The following is a 19,600-nucleotide window of genomic DNA, read 5'->3' on the forward strand; positions in this document are numbered from 1 at the left end:
TCATAGGATTCTCCTGCTGATATATTTTAGCAGTTAATCTCTATTTCTAAGTGTTCTTATTTAGTGGGGGGATTACCTTCCGAGTTAATGAATGTCAAAAAATACAACCTCCTACTTCATCATTAGAGGGCTCTACGGTTGAGATAATTATTAATAGAACTAGTCAAAACTCCCAATCAACAGTAGGCACCCTTTCCATTCCAAATTATAACTTCGACGGCTTTGTACTAGAAAGACCAGGTCCTGATACTACTACTAGGAATATGCGCAAAAGAGTTCCTACAGGAGTTTATAAAGTGAAATGGCATGAAACAAAGCTAAATCGTTCTTTGGGGAAAGCTTTTGTTCTTTTCAATGATGATGTTCCTGCTGACAGGTATATATTAATACATATTGGAAATTACCCAAAGGATACCGACGGCTGTATTTTACTAGGAAGCTCAAAGGGTAAAGACTTTGTGGGTAATAGCACCAATACTGTATTTGCTTTTTATAAACTATTCGAGAATTCTAACCTTACTAAAATCCGAGTTAAGATAACTGAGAGCTATTAAATGAAAGCATTTACATCTGTATTATTAGTAACTACCCTCGCCTTAGTATCCTGTGACAGTACGGGTAATACAAATAAACCTGAGACTAAGGATGCAGACGGTAGCATTACTACACCAAAACAGTCAGTATCTGATATCCCATTACATTTTAAAGACGCTCATGAATTTAGGCTATTTCTTGATACCAATCAGTATGGTGATGAAGAAAAAATAGACATGATTAATAATTTTTTCGATAGTATTTCTGATTACTCTACTAGTGAGTTAACTCACTCGTTTGCAAGTATAGGCGCTAATATTGAATGGGACGTTGATTTAATTTCTCAGTTCAAACACAACATGCAAAAAACAATCATTAATAATCCTAACTTATTGATAATTATTAGTGACAATCTGAATAATGATGAACTTAAACGCTTTGCAAAATTTTACTTTGGTAACGTTATTTGGAACGATGAATTTCCCAGCGAGCTATATTACCTCAAGACAAATAACTCACAGTCTTTTGAAGTATTTATTGAAACTTTTTATGGGCTCTATCAAGCAATGTCGCCTCGCATACTTAATACAAGCTATATCGTAGCAGATAAAGATGGCAATACTAATATTAGAGAATTACCTAGCTCTAATTCTAAACGTGTAGGTAAGTTTAATAATGGTAGTAAAGCTACTGCTTTATGGATAGAAGGCGATTGGCTTTTTGTTCATAACAAGTCCAATGTTGGTTACGTTCATGTAAGTAATTTAAATGCAGTTGATTCAGCCATAGACAAGTTACAATCTAGTGATAACCCTACTAATGTCATTTTAGAAAAAGAAGCTGACTTAGATATGGACGGTGATAGCGATGTCATAAGCGTTGCAAAGCCTAAAGAACAAGACGATAGAAACTTTGATCTTGAAATTTCCGTATATCGAACGGTCAACGGGAAAAGTCATTTGTGGCAACAAAACACGTTAATGTTCAAGGATCCAATCAATGGCTGCATGATGGACGGTTTGGAAGATATCAGTACAAGCTCAGGTAAGTTTACTATTGAATATATGTCTTGCTACGATAACAAGTATGGTAAAAGGTTTGTGAGCTTTTCCTATGACATTCAGTCAGATGATTTTAAGGTGATTAAAAATATAATAAGCTTTTTTAACTCTGAATCGAATGAGATGAACCAAACGTTTAATTGCAAAGATAATGGATATTTGTTTTCATCTTACAATGATGATTGTGAGTGGTTGTAGCAATTTTTTTGAATTTCTAGTAAGAGCAAATTAAATGAAAAATACGCTGAAAACACTTCTTTTGCTAATAGCCCCAATCTCTATCGTTGCTTGTAATGCACAATCAACTTCTTCAGAACATCAACCAAGCAATGAAGGAACGATAACCACGGCTAAAGTGGCTAACGTTAACAGCGACATTAACGCTAAGAGAAATATCGTTCTGTATATGGAAGCTCATGATTTATCCGGTCTTGAACAATCCTCTAAGTCAGACGCGCATTATTATCGAGTTCTCATTAAGAAATTATCTAATAATCGTTATTTAGTGCAGGATTTCTTTATCTTGGGAGATAAGTTTACAGATCCGTATATATTGACAGAGGGAAAGCTTGATTATACCGATAACGAGGACGTAGCCCATCCCAATAATTATTATCCAAGGGAAGGAATAAGAACCGTATTGTTTGAGTCTGGTAGTAAAAAAATACAATCCTATTATAAAAATAATTTGCCAACAGGGACTTGGATTGAGTATTTTGAAAATGGACAAAAAAAGAGTGAAGATACTTACAAAGATGGGGTTTTGCATGGTATATCTAAGAAATGGAATGAGCAAGGTGACCTAACAGGTGAATGCACTTATGACCATGGTGTCAAAAATGGTCGCTGTTATTCAAAATTCACGTTATATCCTAATATCTATCACTCTGACAGTAAATATAAGAATGGTAAAAGATTTGGTATTTCTAAATCATGGAATATAGATGGTACCATTGAAGAATTCATATTTAATGGGCCACTATCTCTGCAGGAAATCGAAAAGGATTTGACAAAAAATCAGTTTAAAATATTTACTCTTGATGTTACTGCAGATGGCATAGATGATTTAGTGATTAGTCGTATCAATGATAATGCTAATCTATATCAAGGTGACGAACTTTATGTTCTTATTGGAGACAAAGGTGGTAAATACAAATTGAGCTTGAGTACGTCAAATTATGCCAGCGATGGAGGTTACTTTTTATACGATATATTACCTCGACCGAACTATAATGGTTTTATTCTTGGCACATATTTTTCAAGTAAAGGTCAACCAAACATTAATTACTATTTTACCTTTAAAAATAAAGATTGGTATGTTTCAACCACTACGATGGGAGGGTCTATGCCTAGTGGAGAATATTATTATTGTATTGATAATAATCAAAAACACATAAAAGAATATACTAATAGTATGCCGCCTGCTGATGATACTAAGCCCTGTACCCCACCACCCACCAAGTACGTCGTCACGTCAGATAAGGCAGAAATATTGTCTGACACCTTTGAATCTAGATCACCACCAAATTACTATATCCAAAAAGATACTATTGAAGCTATTGATCAAAATGAAGACTGGGTACAAGTATCTTATAAAAATGGTACTAAATTTGGTTGGATCGATAAGCGTGATTTGACGCCTATACCAAACTAACTCGAGGCAAAGACATTCATTACAAGCTTTACCGATGATAGTAGCTAGAAAAGCTAATAAAAAAACCAAAAAAATCCGACTGCATTAAGCGATCGGATTTTTAATATTTGGTGGAGAGGTAATCATCCCAACCATAAGACACTTATCAAATAGAATTAAGCTGTATGGTTTAGTTTCTGTATTGGCGTAAAGCCACCATTGCCCATGCTCGGGCGCTCATAATTGCATTTGATCTTTAATAGTTCGATGTCATAGTGGCACGCCTTTCTGGCCCTTGTATTGATAGGTCATTGCTACGCTGTGGACTTTATTATCTTACAATTACTTATGGTAGGTTGTAGTGCTTAACTGTGGATAGTCGCTCAATCCTCTTTTCTGGTTTTACCCTAGCTGCTTCTGCATTGGACTCTGCCCAAGCTGCGTATGCTTTAGCCCTAGCTATTTTCTCTTCTGCCCTAACTGCTTTTTCTGCTGCCCTAGCAGATTCTACTTTTGCAATGGCTGCGTTCGCTTTTGCAATGGCTACGTCTGCTTTCGCAATGGCTTCTGCCCTAGCTACTTTTTCTGCTGCGTGTGCTTTTGTGTATGCTTCTACACTAGGTTGTTTGGCTGCAGCCATGGCATATTCATTATGGGCATTTGCTACTCCAAAAGTAAAAACAGTCAAAGTTATTACACCTGATAGAAATGTAAATAATTGGTTTAATGCTTTCATTGTATTGTTTACTCTCAGTTTTATTCAAATGTACCTACAATACACGATGTCTAAATCATTAGGCAAGCTTGCTTCCTCCTACTTCATCAAACGTTAAAAAGTCCTTAAAGTTGAATAAAATACTTCTCCTTTATAGCCTATATTTTATAGGGTATTAATAAAGGCGTTTTGACTGTATAGCTTACGTGTTAAAGTATTAAAGAAAACGTAATGATCGAAAAATCCTAGCGCCTTGATTTGCTCTAAGATCACCATTACTTACTGGTGGCTTTAATGAAAAAATACTTACCAAATCCTCCTTCTGGAAACAAACCCACACCTTATCATAATAGTAAGCTTATACTTGATCCAAGATTTCCTGAGGGATGAGAAATGAAAAAAAATATTTATAGGATTTTACTGACAATATTATCTATTACATTAGCAGGTTGCAGTAATGCGGAGAATAAAAATCAATCAGTGCTACCTCAGACTAATAAAGAAGATATTTTTTTAGATAAACCAAAAATGCAATCATCAAAAACATCCGAACCTCAATTAAAATGCGCACAGTTTAATCTAGATAATACTGTATGTACCTACTGGAAAAACTCTGAGAAATTTAAGGAAGAGATAAAAATCCAAGAATATGAAATTTACCCTTCGCTTATAGAAGTCCATGAATTATCTCCGACTGAATATAATTTTTTTACAACTACAAATATGTATTATAAAAACAAGAGTTATGAGGCTAATATTTTTCCAAATTCTAGAGTCCAACTATCAAATGGAAATGAAGTTATCAACTTAATCTGTAATAAAGATAGTTGTTCTAAGCCATTTTTATGGGGTTTTGCTACAGAGTCAACTATAAGAGATAATCCTAAATTAGCTGATGCGATGATGACTAAGATATCATTTATATATACCAAAAACTATAAAAGCTATCTTAATAAAATTAGCAAGCAGTCAATTAAAGACAAATTAGCTGTGAAAGTTTATTTTGAAAACCCAAATCTAGATGACTCAGACTATGTCATTAGATTTGTGAATAAAGAATCGCCACTTAAGAATGCGATTCAAGAATACTTAAACGGTCTAACACCAGAGGAGAAAAAGCTAGGGTTTGAGTCTAGTAATTTCGGCAATGAAAATTTTACAGTGAAAATTGAGAACCACATCGCTAAGATTCATTTTACTGCTAATGACTTAACTAAAGATTTGAGATCGCCACAGCAAGTGATCGATTTTACAATGGCTATCACTTTAACAGCCGAGCAATTTGATGCTGTTAATGATGCACAGATTTGCGTCAATAATACTTATAATTACGAAATAACTTTTTTTGCTAATGAAGAATCAGTTGATTGTCCCTTTTAACTTTTATTTCAACTATCTACATTTAAAATTAAACCAAAAAAAAATCCGACCACATTAAGTGATCGGATTTTTAATATTTGGTGGAGATGGCGGGAGTTGAACCCGCGTCCGCCAGCATTACGCTCATGAATCTACATGTTTAGTTTCTGTCTTTAGATTTAATCCGCACCGATCCGACAGTCAGGATGGATTGGACGATTCTCTACTTTTGAACCCAAGCGATTGAGACAATCACTTGTGGCGAGCCTACATGCGGACGCTTCAACTTAGTTGACCAACTGTAGGTGATCAGCAACTAAGTAAACAGGTTTAAACCATGTAAACAGGGTTTAAGCTGCTAGAGCGTAATTTTCGTCGTTTGCGACTATAACAATATATGTTTGATTAACGAGAGGACATATACTCTCGACATGCATCATTGAGTTTCATTACCAGCGTCGAAGCCAGAACATCCCCAATAAGGTCATCAATTATATAGGACTTATAGGTCGACTTTCAACATATATAATATCTATATTACATTACGTTACGTTACAGCTGCGCGCTCTAAGCCAGTACTTTATTGAACCACTTACCAATATTTTGAATCTGCGGCATGCAAACTTGATGTGCCATCGGATAAGTATGATAAGCAACATTATAGCCTTTAGCGGATAATAACTGCTGCGCCTGCTCGCCCAAAATTACAGGAACAACTGGATCATGCGTACCATGCTCAATCAATATTGGCATATCTTTATTAGCAGCGCTATAGCTAATATTATCATTAGTCGCTAGATAAGTAGAGAGTGTCATCAAGCCAGCTAAACGCTGCGGGTAGCCAAGTGCCACATGATATGCCACTGCCCCACCTTGCGAAAATCCTGCGATCACAATGTGTTCAGGCTTAACGCCACCCTCTATCTCACGGCTGATCAAATCACGGATTTGCTGCGCAGACTCTTCAATCTGAGCGACATCGACTTTACGCTCTAGGCTCATCTCTAAGATGTCGTACCATGCTGGCATTACCATACCACCATTCACCGTCACTGGGCGCTTTGGTGCATGCGGGAAAATAAAACGCACTGCCATATTATCCGCTAAACCTAGCTGTGGTACCACTGGCTCAAAATCATGACCACTCGCGCCCAAACCATGTAGCCAAATAACGGCTCTATCTATCTTTTTTTGCGTTGGATTATGCTCAACGATGACCGCATCTAAATAGTCACTCATATTTTTAAATTCCTTTAAATAAAAATGGTAGGTACATCAAACTTATTTTTAGTAAAACTGATATTCGCACTATATTTCAATATTTTTTATAATAATACTGATTATTTTACAGCCTTTCATCAAAACCGCCAGTCAAAAAAGTCTTCGCTAATAATGCCAATTTCCATCAACTTTTCACATCTTTTAAGGCCTGATAGCAAAAGCGAGTGCGACTTTTGTGCTACGATAAATTTATTAACATAGCTACTGACTCTAGCTACTGTATGATGCCCTACACTCATTTTTCAATGTTCCTATCTCATTAGATATTAATAACCCCTTTATCTTAAACAGTTTTTCTTTATATAGCGATATAGAGCTTATGACCCATATTTTATTGGTAGAAGACGATCCTGCTATCGCGATGTCACTGAAAGTCACTTGCAAGCGTGAAGGCTGGCAAATCACTTGGCTTGATAACGCCAGTAGCGTGTTGCCTTTTCTGCGCAATTTACATAATAGTGCTGAAGCGCAAGATCTATCGGCAATTATTTTGGATGTTGGGCTGCCAGATGGTGATGGTCTCAGTCTCTGTCAACAAATACGCCACACCCCTGATATTGCTGGCTTAAAGGACATTCCTATCATCTTCTTGACGGCTCGTAGCGATGAGGTCGATCGTATTTTGGGTTTGGAAATGGGCGGCGATGACTATTGTGCCAAGCCATTTAGCCCGCGCGAGTTGGTTGCTCGCCTAAAAGCCATTTGGCGACGTGAGCAATTATTGTCCCAGCAGTCTACTAATCATACAACAGCAGCAGATAATACCGTTAATGACAATTCTTCTAGCAATATGTCGGGGCAAGCCTTAACGTTTGAATGTCAGTCTGGCATCTGGCACTACCAACCACTTAATTATTCGTTAATGTGGCAAGAGCAGAAGCTTGAGCTGAGTAACACCGAACGCAAAATCTTATTGACCCTGTTAAAAGCGCCCAATCAAGTCTTTAGCCGTGAGCAACTGCTGAGCGCGGTGAGCGATTACCCTGATCATCGCTTGGCGAGAACTATAGACAGTCATATCAAGTCCATTCGTAAGCAACTAGCGACCGTCGATGCCAGCATTGATGTTATCCATACCCATCGCGGCTTGGGTTACGCCTTGTGTCCCGCCTAGCTGCACTACCCATAGCCATATTTTGATTAAAACCGACCTTCTATAACGTCAAATAATACACCTAAAAATATGAATCATAAAACCAACGATAGTGCTAACAGCCATCCTAATACTCATATTAATAAGGCTGATAACAGCGCGCATGCCAGCCAAAGCAATTGGTATGCAAAACTGCATCCTATCGGCACCGCGCAGCAAACGACTAAACCAAAACGACTGCTGAATTTAAGTATATTTTTTAGGATTTGGCTCGCGTTGGCGTTAGTGCTGATTATCTGCGGTGTGGTCGCATTTACTCAGCTGTTTGGTTATGTCAAACCGACGGCGCAGCAAGTGATCGAAGATACGTTGTTAGATACCAGCAAATTGCTGGCAGCAAGTTTGCAGATGCCGCTATCTTCAGGACAGCTATACGATGAGCAGTATCAAACGAAACTCGATGCGGCATTTATCGGCACGCCCACGATAAGTAAAACAACAGATCCAGAATATAAAAATAAAAGCCCTAGCAGCTTTCGGATATATGTCACCGATGATAAAGGCGTTGTCATATACGACTCACTACCCGAACCTGACAATGATGAAGGACAAGATTACAGCCGCTGGAATGATGTCTATCTAACGTTAAATGGTCAATATGGCGCGAGAAGTACAACGCTAGATCATAATCAGCGAGATGGTACGGTGATGTATGTGGCACAGCCGATAAAGGATGAAACTGGCAACTTGATTGGTATCATCAGCGTTGGCAAACCTGTCGCTAGCGTGTTGCCTTATTTGGACGATACGCGCAATCGCATGCTTATCACAGCACTGCTCATGAGTATTGCTGCCCTTATATTAGCAGGACTGGTCGCATGGTGGCTCAAGCAAAGCATCAGTTTGGTGACCCAATATACCAGTGCACTGGCAGAAGACACCAAAAAGCCCTATTTTTACTTAGGTCATGAACTTAATAGCCTAACGGATACCATTGAGTCTATGAAACATCGATTGGAAAATCGCGCCTATGTTACTGACTATGTTCATACCCTGACCCATGAGCTCAAAAGTCCGTTAACCGCCATTCGTGCCAGTAGTGAGTTGCTAGAAGACGACGGGCTTGATAAAGAAGATCAACAGATGCTCATCCAGTCCATTGGTGAACAAAGTATCAAAATGCAGCAATTGATTGATCGGCTGCTATTACTTGCCAAAGTTGAGCAACCGACTTTTAAGCTGAATCGCCAGCTGACCCCTCTACTACCGTTGTTGCAAACCCTTGCAAAAAACAATAGCGCTAAATTGCAACAGCAGCACCTAGCGCCTATCGACATCTATCTTAATGATAAATGGGTGACTGAAACAGCGACTTTATCACCAAATGCCTTGGCAAATACCAGCGTTTTCGCTGACCAGTTTTGGTTGGTACAAGTGCTGCAAAATGTATTGGACAATGCCATTCATTTTGCCGATAGCACAGTCGTTATTTATCTGCACAACATCGCGCAACATGGTTCAGCGCAAACTGTGACTATTGATATCTTTAATAATGGTAAATTGCTCCCTGAGTATGCCGTTGATAAAGCGTTTGACCGTTATTTTAGCTTATCGCATCAGAGCCAAGCTGCTGAAAAAGCCTCAGAGCATGCACCAGATAAATCTTCCAAGTTAGAAATCAAACAAGCACAGCAGCCCAATGTCACAAGTAATACCCTCAAAAAAGGCACTGGCCTTGGTTTAACCCTTGTGAAGCAAGTTATTGAGCATCATGGCGGTCATGTTGCCATTACTAATATTCAAGAAAATAGCGATGACAGTAGTCACAATAGTAATGAAAAAAACGCTGCTATTAAGCAATATTCAGGCGTGATGGTTAGTATTACCTTGCCTTTGACTAAAGAATAGAGGCTTAGATAAGATAGATAGACAGTTACTCAAATTCATTAAATTATTTTCGATTAGCAATAATGCCAGTTCATGAATTTTCCATCATTCCTACACAGGTTTTCTATCTGCTTGTTTTACGATAGCGTTATTCAAATTCGTAACCCATATTAAGGATAGAAAGACCATGAAAGACGCTATTGAACAAAATCAAATTATAAAAAACTGCTTAGGCGGTAGTCGTCATTTTTGCCTACAAGCGCTGTCAGGTGAAGGGATTGATAGTATCGCTTTTGGGCATTGGTTAGCCATTCCCAGTCAACAACTGCTATTGGTATTTCGCCACCAGCAATGTGTGGCTATTGACCACTATCAAGTAGCGGCTTAAAAATTCATTCAATTTACTGATTAAATCTTATCAACTAAGTTGCTGACTTGTTAATTATTTATAAAAAATCAGTCAAAAAAAAACCCTCTATCATATCTAGTTAGAAACACTAGTTAGATATGATAGAGGGTTTATAATTTTACGGCAAACAATTTAAGTAATCGATTCAACCGGCGGCTTAACATCTGCATTTTGGCCGCGATGGCGCAAATAGTGATCGAGCAAGACAATAGCTAGCATGGCTTCTGCGATAGGCGTGGCACGTACACCAACACAAGGATCATGACGACCTTTGGTCAGCATATCAACCGACTCGCCTTGTGTATTGATACTCTTGCCAGCCGTCGTAATACTAGAGGTTGGCTTAAGCGCAATACTGACACGGATGTCTTGCCCTGACGAGATGCCACCCAAAATACCACCAGCATGATTTGCAGTAAAACCGTCTGGCGTCAGCTCATCACGAGAGCTATGACCGAACTGCCCTGCCACTGCCATGCCGTCGCCGACCTCAACGCCTTTAACAGCATTGATGCTCATCATCGCATGGGCAATATCCGCATCTAAACGATCAAATACTGGCTCGCCAAGTCCGACTGGCACACCGCTAGCGATAATCTCAAGACGGGCACCGCAGCTAGTGCCTTCACGGCGCAAACTGTCTATCAAGGTCTCAAAACGACTGACAGCATCGGCATCGGCGCAAAAAAACGGATTGCTATTCACAAAGTCCCAATCAATTTGGCTTGGGTTTAGGACATTACTGTACTCATTGCCAATTTGGGTGACGTGACCACGGACTTGCACACCTAAGCGCTCTTGTAGATATTTCTTAGCGATAGCACCTGCCGCCACGCGCATCGCTGTCTCGCGCGCTGAGGAGCGCCCACCACCACGATAATCACGAAAGCCATATTTCATGCTATAGGTATAGTCGGCATGACCGGGGCGAAACGTGTCTTTAATCTCGCCATAGTCTTTGGATTTTTGATTGGTATTACGAATCAGCAGGCCAATAGACGTACCAGTCGTCTTACCCTCAAACACACCAGAGATAATCTCAACTTCATCGGACTCGCGGCGCTGGGTAGAGTATTTAGACGTGCCCGGTTTGCGGCGATCTAAATCGATTTGCAAATCATCTGCAGATAAGGCTAAACCCGGTGGCACGCCATCGACGATTGCCATAAGACCTGCACCATGCGACTCGCCGCACGTGGTGACCGTAAAAACCTGTCCAATGCTATTGCCTGCCATATTTATCCTTAAATAAATGAAGTCAATTTTTGAGTATCGCGTAAATCTCGATGGTTTTATTACTCAACAGTTCTAGTACTCGATAGCTCTATTACCTGACAGTTCTATTGAATGCTATCTAACAGTTGCACGTAAGCATTGAACAGCTCACGATGCGCCATGAGCTCATCATAAGTAATCGCAAAGACACCGTGACCACCGTGGGCAAATTTCAACCAATCAAACTGAATTTCAGGATAGGCTTGCTTCAATGCCCACTCACTATCACCTACTTCACAAACTAACAAGCCTTCAGGGCTCAGATAATCTGGCGCTTCAAACAAAATACGATGCACCAAATCCAGCCCATCTTGACCCGCGGCTAGCGCATGCTCTGGCTCATATAAAAATTCAGGTGGCAGCTCTGCCATAATAGCCGCATCAACATACGGCGGATTGGTGACGATCAGTTCATACTGGTGTTCAGCAGGAATCTTAGCAAACAGATCGGACTCAATCACATTAACCTGATGCCCAAGATCATGATGATCGACGTTAACCATGGCTACTTCAAGCGCACTTTTATCAATATCAACAGCATCAACCAGCGCATCAACGAAACGCGTCGCAAGTGCAATAGCAATACAACCAGAACCAGTGCATAAATCTAAAATACGCTCAGGCTGCGACAGTTGCTTGACCTCTAAACCGTGATCATAAAATACAGCAGCCTGCTCGTTGACGCTCTTACCAAGTGGCTTGGCAAGCTCATTGACATCAAAATATGGATGGAACTGCTGACGAATCAATTCTGCGATAGGCGATCTTGGAATTAGTACACGCTCATCGACATAAAAAGGCAAATCACAGAAGTATGATAAATTAATCAAATAGCTTAATGGTTTACGCTCAGCGATACGCTCTTCTAACAAACTCAGTACCAACTGCTTCTCTGAGATGGTCAAGCGACAATCGAGAATCTGCTCATTGGCTGACCAGTCTAAAGCCAGAGAATGCAAAACAATGGCGGATGCTTCAGCAAACTCATCGGTGGTGCCTTGTGCAACGACCACATCATAATTACGGAGCTGGGTGACCGAAAAGCGAATAAAATCACGAATACTGACCAATTGCTCGCGGGCCTCTTCTAATTCTGCAGGCAAATTGGCAAATTGATCGTCTTCACCCAGAATCCCACTCTCTAAATCAAACACCATTTCACTCTCTAGACCATCGTCATTGAAGTATTGATTTTGAAATTCTTCTGCGCTCATTGTTTGGTCTTCTGACATATCGCACCTTGCTGATTACATGTTCACTGACTACATGCGGATGGGTTAAAACGCCTTTTATTAAAAGCCGATCTATTAAATAAAAATTTATTCACCATTATAGACATAAACGCTAAGTTGCGCCAATTTTTGCAGTTTTATATTCATAAAAATGGCTCTAAAAACAATGTGAATAATGAGGATTGTAAGTAAGAATAGCGCATCATCTTATGCATACCCTCGCTCAGTTATTGCCCAACTGTAGTGAATACGTCAACGGTTGACGTTTGGCAAGACTTTAATGAAAAAAGATGTGTCAAAAGTTTGCGAAGCATTCAAATTATGCGCATAATAGCCCCATTAGTTATAACCATAAGTATCCCAATATGATGAAAATGAAGCCTCTTATTACCGCTATATCAATTGCTGTCGTTACTGCCAGTGTCAGCGCCGTTGCCGCACCTGATGATAATACGCGCACCTTACCAGTACGAACCGCTGACTCAATGCCTAGCATTGCCAAAAAAGTCAGCCTTAATGTACAAGAGAATCGCAGTAGCTCAATCGATGGTCGTGCTCCTGTCGTAGCCACGCCTGCTTTAAAGCCTAATATGCCTGACCGTATGACTCAGCTGATTGACGAAAAGCAGGAAGTCGATGTAGAGACAGCGCAACAAGCAGTCAGTGCTGATAACATGACGGTAGAAGAACTGGCTCGTAAGGATGTGCAGTCTGATAGCACTGACGATATTAGTGAAGGTCAAGCCGTCGCTGCCCCTACCGCAGCCATATCTGATACTAGCCCAGCAGATACTTCTATCAAAAGCATCGAAGATGTTAATGGTAAAAAACATACCACGCTGAATTTGTCGAATTATGCCAAACAAGTAAACGGTGCCACATGGACACCGAATATGAAAGTTAACTCGGCAATGACAATCAAAATGCAGGCACTGCTTGATTGGAACCATGCTTCTCCTGGCGCTATCGATGGCGGCTGGGGCATGAACAGTAAAAAAGCGCTGATCAACTTTCAAACCATGAAAGGTCTGCCAGCCACAGGTAAAATGGATCAAAAAACGTGGGATGCGTTAAATAAAAATATCCCAGCGAATAAACCGGTACTCGTGACTTACACCATCACTGAAGATGATATTAAGACCAACTTTGCTAGCACACCTGCAGGTTCAGAAGCCAAGTCCAAAATGAAAGGCTTATACTATCAAGACATTAAAGAGATGTTTGGTGAGCGCTTCCATATGGATGTGCGTTATTTAGATAAGCTGAATAAAAATAAGCAGTATAAAGCGGGCGAAACCATCACTGTTTTAAATACCCGTACACCACTTAAGCAGCGCATTAACCGTGTGGTTGCCAATAAAGCCGATAAGACATTATATGCTTATAACGGCGATAAGCTGGTGGCTACTTACCCAACGACAATCGGTAGCGATGCCACACCATCGCCACAAGGTTCGTTTAAAATCATTAACAAGGTGAAAATGCCTTGGTACAAAGCAACCGTTGGTAAAGGCGCAGACAAACAAATACATATGCTACCACCAGGACCAAATAGCCCTGTTGGCGTCGTATGGATGGGCTTATCTAAACCTTCATATGGTATTCATGGTTCACCAAAGCCTGAAGGCATCAGTCGCCAAGCCTCTGCAGGTTGTGTGCGTTTGACCAACTGGGATGTGTTAGAGGTTTACGCCAATATCGAAAATGGCGCGACTGTTGAGCTTAAATAAATTGAGCTTAATTAATAAGTCATAAATGATGAATAAAAAAAGACCTTACTATCAAGGTCTTTTTTTATGGCTGATAATCGGATTTATTGATTTAAATTGACAACATTATTCATTTTTATGCTTTATAGCCTTCTTCATTACCAGTAATGCTACCGACTTTTTTGGTAAAAAACATGCCTGCAGGGATGGACACCAAAACGCCCAATGCTACTGCTATTTGGATATGAGGTATTTCATTAAAACCTGTGACTAAAGCGCCAATCATAAAAACGCCAATGGTAACGGTTGCTGCGATTGAATAGATAACAGAGAATAATGGCCAGTTCATAACTTATTCCTCATTTTTATTGTGGATATAGTACCTTTATACACTAAACCCACAAAGAAAGTAAGTATTTCCTATAAACCTGCGAGCCAGCTATAGTAGGTGACTAAGCATAAAAAACCCTGTTAAAGTTAAGGTTTTTATTGTTATAAGTTAGTGATGCATAATTTTACTATTTTAAGTATTACTACTTAATGACACTGCGCTCTATTTAGTGGTAAAAAACCCATACGTTGTCCTCTTTTTATCATTACAATAATGTCTTTCTTTTACTTTTTAAGAAAGCTATTTGCCATGACCTCACCTGAAAACAAACCCTCTAATGATTCTTCAGTTATAAAAGATGCCTCAAGCACGGCCAATTATTCAGACAAAAAAGTGGTGCTAACTGACGCAGATGATAGCTCTGTACTAGATAGCACTGTTGAACATACTGAGTCTTCAAAAAGCTCAGAGACTCATGATGACAATGACTGTGGCGAGGATATGGCTTGTGCACAGCCGCCTGAAACAACGATAGCGATAAAGTCCATTGGTGCTGACGAGGTAGTGGCAACGTTAGAAACCGCTCAGCCCAACAATGAGTCTGAAACAACTAAACTTGAAATCACTGGGCTTGAGACACCACTATCCAATGAATCGTTAAAATCGACAACAGCGCCCAATCATAAAAATCTAAAAAATGTATCAGCAGAACATGCTCAAGCAGAAGAAGATAACGCTTACGAGCAAAATTCTCAAGAAGATGCTGAGGTAACGGTAGAGGCAGAGGATAGTGCCCCCGCTGATGCACAGAGCACTTATCCTATCTCTGATAACCCTCAGCAAGAAAGCAAAGCAAATAGTAACAACGCAAAACCGTCCTCAATTGATAAACAGCCAGACACGCCTAAAAATAATGACACTATCGTAAAAAATACTGTGAAAGATAAAGTTGATAATCAGGAAGAACTAGAAGACGAGATTAAAGAAAAAAAAGAAGCTAAATTGGAGTCTTATAAGCAATTTGTTGCCGAGCAATTCAGCAATCAAAAGGTAGACTATCCAGAAGTACGGGTCAGAATCGAGGCCAACGCTCTGCCTAGCAAAATATATTTCATTATGAATATACTTTCTGCCATCATCGCCAGTTATGGGTTAGTGACCAATTCAGCTGCCGTCGTCATTGGCGCCATGTTGGTTGCCATGATGTTAGGTCCCATTACTGGCATAGCGTTAGCGATTATTGATCATCGTATGCCATTGCTACGTAAATCACTGATTACGGTTATCGTTGGTGTGTCCTTAGTGGTATTGGTTGGTTTTATCGTCGGCTGGTTACACAAAGATCAGCCACTGACCGCAGAGATATTATCGCGCACTCAGCCAACCTCGATGGATTTAATGATTGCGCTGGCAGGGGGTACTGCTGGTGCTTATGCGATGGTTTCACCGCACCTATCAGTGGCAGTGGTCGGCGTGGCGGTAGCCACTGCATTGGTGCCACCTCTTGCCGCGAGTGGTATCTTATTTGCCAATGGCGAGACGCAGCTTGGACTTGGGGCACTGCTACTGGCGCTAACCAATATTATTGCTATCCAGTTTACCAATGCTTTAGTACTTTGGTTATTAGGCTTTCGCCGTTTGGTCGATGACGATTATAAATCCAGCACCTATTTGACCTTTTTACGGCGTAATGCGGTGACGTTATTATTGTTAGGTGGCTTAGGGACATATTTGACCATCAACCTACAGACCAATGCCAAACAACAGGTTTTTGAGAGTAGCGTCAAAGAAGCCATCAATAGCTACTTTATCGACAAAGGCAACGTGCTGACCAATACTCAGTTTGATACTTCAGAAGAAAATAAAGTCGTACGTGCGGTCATTCGCGGAGAGACGACGCCTACCTCATACGATGTACGGCAAATCGAAACCGTCATTGCTCAAGATATGGCAGAGAATTTCCCTGAGTATTTACCCATTAAGCTACAGCTACGCTACTTGCCAGTACAAGTCATTGAGTCTAATCCATTGATACAAGATAAACTGGATAAGACTGATGCGGCGATTTTGACCAATTAGCTTTTTTGACCAACTGGCTTTAAGATGCGCTACAAATCCATCGAGCATCTACATGCGTAGAATAACCTAGCCGTTGTAACTCTTGTACCAAGAGCTTGGGCGTTTGTGCTAAAATCGTTTGCAAAATTATTTTACTCAATTCTATTCGCCAGTAAGGAGCCGCTGTGAGCCAGCCATTTCGCTCAGCCGATATTCGTCAAGCTTTTATCGATTTTTTCATAAGCAAGCAGCACACCCCCGTCGCCTCATCGAGTTTGATTCCACACAATGACCCGACATTGCTATTTACCAATGCCGGCATGAATCAATTTAAAGAAACGTTTTTGGGTATGGAGCCACGTGATTATACCCGTGCGGTGACGTCGCAAAAGTGCGTACGTGCTGGCGGCAAGCACAACGATTTGGACAATGTTGGCTACACGGCACGTCATCATACGTTTTTTGAAATGCTCGGTAATTTCTCTTTTGGTGACTACTTTAAGCAAGCTGGTATTTGCTATATTTGGGAGTTTTTGACCTCAGATGAATGGCTAGCAATCGATAAAAATCGCTTGTATGTGACCATTTATGAGACTGACGACGAAGCCTTTGATATTTGGCATAAAGACATCGGCATCCCAAGCGAGCGCATTATTCGTATTGGCGATAATAAAGGCGCGCCTTACGCCTCAGACAACTTTTGGACGATGGGTGACACCGGCCCTTGTGGTCCTTGTACCGAAGTCTTTTATGACCATGGTGCTGATATCGAAGGCGGTCTACCGGGCACACCTGAAGAAGATGGCGACCGTTATATCGAGATTTGGAACTGCGTCTTTATGCAGTTTAATCGTCAAAAAGATGGCACTATGCTACCGCTACCAGCGCCAAGCGTAGATACTGGCATGGGACTTGAGCGTATCAGCGCCATCATGCAAGGCGTCCATGGCAACTACGAGATAGATTTATTTGTACATTTGATGGATGCGGCGGCTGAGATTTTAGAGATTGAAAACCAGCAACAATCGTCATTAAAAGTCATCGCTGACCATATTCGCGCCGTTTCATTTTTGATTGCTGATGGCGTTACTCCAAGCAACGAAGGTCGTGGTTATGTACTGCGCCGTATCATTCGTCGTGCGGTACGTCATGGCAATAAACTTGGTGCTGACAGTGAGTTTTTCTATAAAATGGTCGAGCCCTTGGTTGCTGAAATGGGTACGGCGTATCCTGAGTTAAAAGATAAGCAAAGCGTCATTGAAAATGCCATTCAAAAAGAAGAAGCACAGTTTGCCAAAACTTTGGCACAAGGCTTGCGTCTACTTGCCAGCGAACTGGAAGGTCTAAAAGATGGCGACACGCTATCTGGGGAAGCCGCATTTAAACTGTACGATACTTATGGTTTCCCGATCGATTTGACTGCGGATATCACTCGTGAGCGCGGTATTGTGATTGATGAAGCTGAATTTGATGAGCATATGCAAGCGCAACGTGAGCGTGCTCGTGATGCTGGCAAATTTGACGTTGATTATAGCAGTGTCATTCAAGTAGAAAACCCAACGACCTTTATCGGTTATGAGCAGCTTGCAGAAGAAGGCGTCACGATTGATGCGCTGTATCAAGATGGCAATCCAGCCGATAGCTTAGCTGAGGGCATGGAAGGCGTCGTCGTATTGGATCGCACCCCATTTTATGCTGAAGGTGGTGGTCAAGTTGGTGAGCTTGGCGAAATCCGCACTGCAACTGGCGTTTTTGAAGTGCAAGATACCAAAAAATCTGGGCAAGCCATCATCCATTATGGTGTTGTGACCATGGGCGACATTAACACCAAACAAACCGCCGATGCGCAAGTCTTGTCGAGTATTCGCGCAGCCAGTGCCAAAAACCACTCTGCCACGCATCTATTGCATGCGGCATTAAGAGAAGTATTGGGCGACGCGGTCACGCAAAAAGGCTCGCTAGTATCAAGCGAAGTCTTACGTTTCGATTTCTCCTATGACAAGCCCGTCAGCACTGCCGAAATTACGCGTATCGAACGCTTAGTCAATGAGCAAATTCAAGCCAACACCCCTGCTCGCATCGAGAATATGTCTATCGACGAAGCGATGAAACAAGGTGCAATGGCATTATTTGGTGAAAAATATGGCAGTGACGTTCGCGTCTTAACCATGGGCACTGACAGTATTGTCGATGGTCAGCGCAAGCCCTTCTCTATTGAGTTGTGCGGTGGTTTGCACGTTAAACGTACTGGTGATATTGGTGTGCTAAAAATTACCAGCGAATCAGGTATTGCTGCTGGCATCCGCCGTATTGAAGCGGTCACTGGCATGAATGCAATTAAAAATATTCAGCAAAGTGAACAACAGCTGAGCGAGCTTGCCAGTCAGCTAAAAGTAAAACGTCCTGAAGTGGCACAGCGCGTGCGTACCATGGCGGATAAGCAGCGCGAACTTGAGAAACAACTAGAGCGTTTAGAGCAAAAAATCGCCAGCGCCCAAGCAGCCAATTTACTCGATGAAGTACAGACCATCGCAGGCATGCCCGTGCTTATCAGTACCTTAAGCGGTATCGACGGCAAATCTATCCGTACCCTGATGGACGATATTAAGTCTAAACTTCCTGATAGCGTGATTGTATTGATTGGTGATAAAGACGAACAGTTAGCCCTAGCTGCAAGCGTGGCAAAATCAGTCACCGCTAAAGTAAAAGCTGGTGATATCATTCGTCATTTGGCAAGTGAGCTGGGCGGTAAAGGTGGTGGTAAGCCAGATTACGCACAAGGCGGCGCGCCAAAGTCTGGCAACTGTACCGCGGTTATCAACGCCCTACCTGCTTGGATTGAAACTCAGCTTAGCTAGTCCTGAAAAAAACATGAATACAGCGCATCACTTGGGTCTACTACGCATAAAATACGCGATTGGTTATAACGGTTATAACCAATCGCCATGTATCTAAGCGCTACGGGCACTTAACGTTGTGACGTAGATATGATATAAAGGTCAACGTTTATATGCATCGTGCGT

15 protein-coding genes and 1 other RNA gene are annotated in these 19,600 nt (G+C 41.1%); 10 read left to right on the forward strand and 6 right to left on the reverse strand.

Going from position 1 to position 19,600, the window contains the following annotated elements:
* Window positions 1–50: 50 nt before the first annotated feature.
* The 3 genes from JMX95_RS13805 to JMX95_RS01385 are packed head-to-tail and all read left to right on the forward strand — an operon-like array spanning window position 51 to window position 3,249.
* On the forward strand, window positions 51–554 hold the full coding sequence (locus tag JMX95_RS13805) for a DUF5675 family protein (RefSeq protein ID WP_227675921.1): 504 nt from the start codon (window positions 51–53) through the stop codon (window positions 552–554).
* The gene (locus JMX95_RS01380) at window positions 555–1,793 is read left to right on the forward strand and encodes an SH3 domain-containing protein (RefSeq protein ID WP_201553629.1); all 1,239 of its coding nucleotides are present in this window, start codon (window positions 555–557) and stop codon (window positions 1,791–1,793) included.
* Between the two features lie 34 nt (window positions 1,794–1,827).
* Window positions 1,828–3,249, forward strand: coding sequence for a GW dipeptide domain-containing protein (locus JMX95_RS01385; RefSeq protein ID WP_201553628.1), 1,422 nt, complete (start codon window positions 1,828–1,830; stop codon window positions 3,247–3,249).
* Between the two features lie 325 nt (window positions 3,250–3,574).
* Here JMX95_RS01385 and JMX95_RS01390 read toward each other — a convergent pair whose 3' ends face one another.
* Window positions 3,575–3,964, reverse strand: a complete 390-nt coding sequence (locus JMX95_RS01390; RefSeq protein ID WP_201559837.1) for a hypothetical protein — start codon at window positions 3,962–3,964, stop codon at window positions 3,575–3,577.
* Window positions 3,965–4,336: 372 nt separating this feature from the next.
* Between JMX95_RS01390 and JMX95_RS01395 the strand changes: the two genes are divergently transcribed.
* The gene (locus JMX95_RS01395) at window positions 4,337–5,323 is read left to right on the forward strand and encodes a GerMN domain-containing protein (protein ID WP_201553626.1); all 987 of its coding nucleotides are present in this window, start codon (window positions 4,337–4,339) and stop codon (window positions 5,321–5,323) included.
* A 78-nt stretch (window positions 5,324–5,401) separates the two neighbouring features.
* Here JMX95_RS01395 and ssrA read toward each other — a convergent pair.
* Window positions 5,402–5,779, reverse strand: a transfer-messenger RNA (tmRNA) gene (gene ssrA, locus JMX95_RS01400).
* Window positions 5,780–5,869: 90 nt separating this feature from the next.
* Window positions 5,870–6,541 carry an alpha/beta hydrolase gene (locus JMX95_RS01405; protein WP_201553616.1) on the reverse strand — a complete coding sequence of 224 codons (672 nt, stop codon included), beginning with the start codon at window positions 6,539–6,541 and terminating at the stop codon, window positions 5,870–5,872.
* 361 nt (window positions 6,542–6,902) lie between these two features.
* Between JMX95_RS01405 and JMX95_RS01410 the strand changes: the two genes are divergently transcribed.
* The 3 genes from JMX95_RS01410 (at window position 6,903) to JMX95_RS01420 (ending at window position 9,951) form a co-directional block, all read left to right on the forward strand.
* Window positions 6,903–7,697: a response regulator gene (locus JMX95_RS01410; protein WP_055124388.1), complete on the forward strand. Its 795-nt coding sequence runs from the start codon at window positions 6,903–6,905 to the stop codon at window positions 7,695–7,697.
* A 69-nt stretch (window positions 7,698–7,766) separates the two neighbouring features.
* Window positions 7,767–9,584: a two-component system sensor histidine kinase CreC gene (gene creC / locus JMX95_RS01415; protein ID WP_201559838.1), complete on the forward strand. Its 1,818-nt coding sequence runs from the start codon at window positions 7,767–7,769 to the stop codon at window positions 9,582–9,584.
* Window positions 9,585–9,750: 166 nt separating this feature from the next.
* On the forward strand, window positions 9,751–9,951 hold the full coding sequence (locus JMX95_RS01420; RefSeq protein ID WP_055124390.1) for a hypothetical protein: 201 nt from the start codon (window positions 9,751–9,753) through the stop codon (window positions 9,949–9,951).
* A 153-nt stretch (window positions 9,952–10,104) separates the two neighbouring features.
* Here the strand turns inward: JMX95_RS01420 and aroC are convergent, their stop codons facing one another.
* Together aroC and prmB are read right to left on the reverse strand one after the other, a co-directional pair.
* Window positions 10,105–11,208: a chorismate synthase gene (gene aroC, locus JMX95_RS01425; protein WP_087814151.1), complete on the reverse strand. Its 1,104-nt coding sequence runs from the start codon at window positions 11,206–11,208 to the stop codon at window positions 10,105–10,107.
* 104 nt (window positions 11,209–11,312) lie between these two features.
* On the reverse strand, window positions 11,313–12,479 hold the full coding sequence (gene prmB / locus JMX95_RS01430) for a 50S ribosomal protein L3 N(5)-glutamine methyltransferase (protein WP_087814152.1): 1,167 nt from the start codon (window positions 12,477–12,479) through the stop codon (window positions 11,313–11,315).
* Window positions 12,480–12,769: 290 nt separating this feature from the next.
* Between prmB and JMX95_RS01435 the strand changes: the two genes are divergently transcribed.
* Complete coding sequence (locus JMX95_RS01435; protein ID WP_087814153.1) at window positions 12,770–14,209, forward strand: L,D-transpeptidase family protein; 1,440 nt, start codon at window positions 12,770–12,772, stop codon at window positions 14,207–14,209.
* Window positions 14,210–14,324: 115 nt separating this feature from the next.
* Here the strand turns inward: JMX95_RS01435 and JMX95_RS01440 are convergent, their stop codons facing one another.
* Window positions 14,325–14,537 carry a hypothetical protein gene (locus JMX95_RS01440; RefSeq protein ID WP_087814154.1) on the reverse strand — a complete coding sequence of 71 codons (213 nt, stop codon included), beginning with the start codon at window positions 14,535–14,537 and terminating at the stop codon, window positions 14,325–14,327.
* Between the two features lie 291 nt (window positions 14,538–14,828).
* Here JMX95_RS01440 and JMX95_RS01445 point away from each other — a divergent pair, with 291 nt between their 5' ends.
* Window positions 14,829–16,598, forward strand: a complete 1,770-nt coding sequence (locus JMX95_RS01445; RefSeq protein ID WP_087814155.1) for a DUF389 domain-containing protein — start codon at window positions 14,829–14,831, stop codon at window positions 16,596–16,598.
* A gap of 164 nt (window positions 16,599–16,762) precedes the next feature.
* Complete coding sequence (alaS, locus tag JMX95_RS01450) at window positions 16,763–19,435, forward strand: alanine--tRNA ligase (protein WP_087814156.1); 2,673 nt, start codon at window positions 16,763–16,765, stop codon at window positions 19,433–19,435.
* Window positions 19,436–19,600: the final 165 nt, after the last annotated feature.

Source organism: Psychrobacter sp. NC44 (genome assembly GCF_904846655.1).
GTDB lineage: Bacteria > Pseudomonadota > Gammaproteobacteria > Pseudomonadales > Moraxellaceae > Psychrobacter.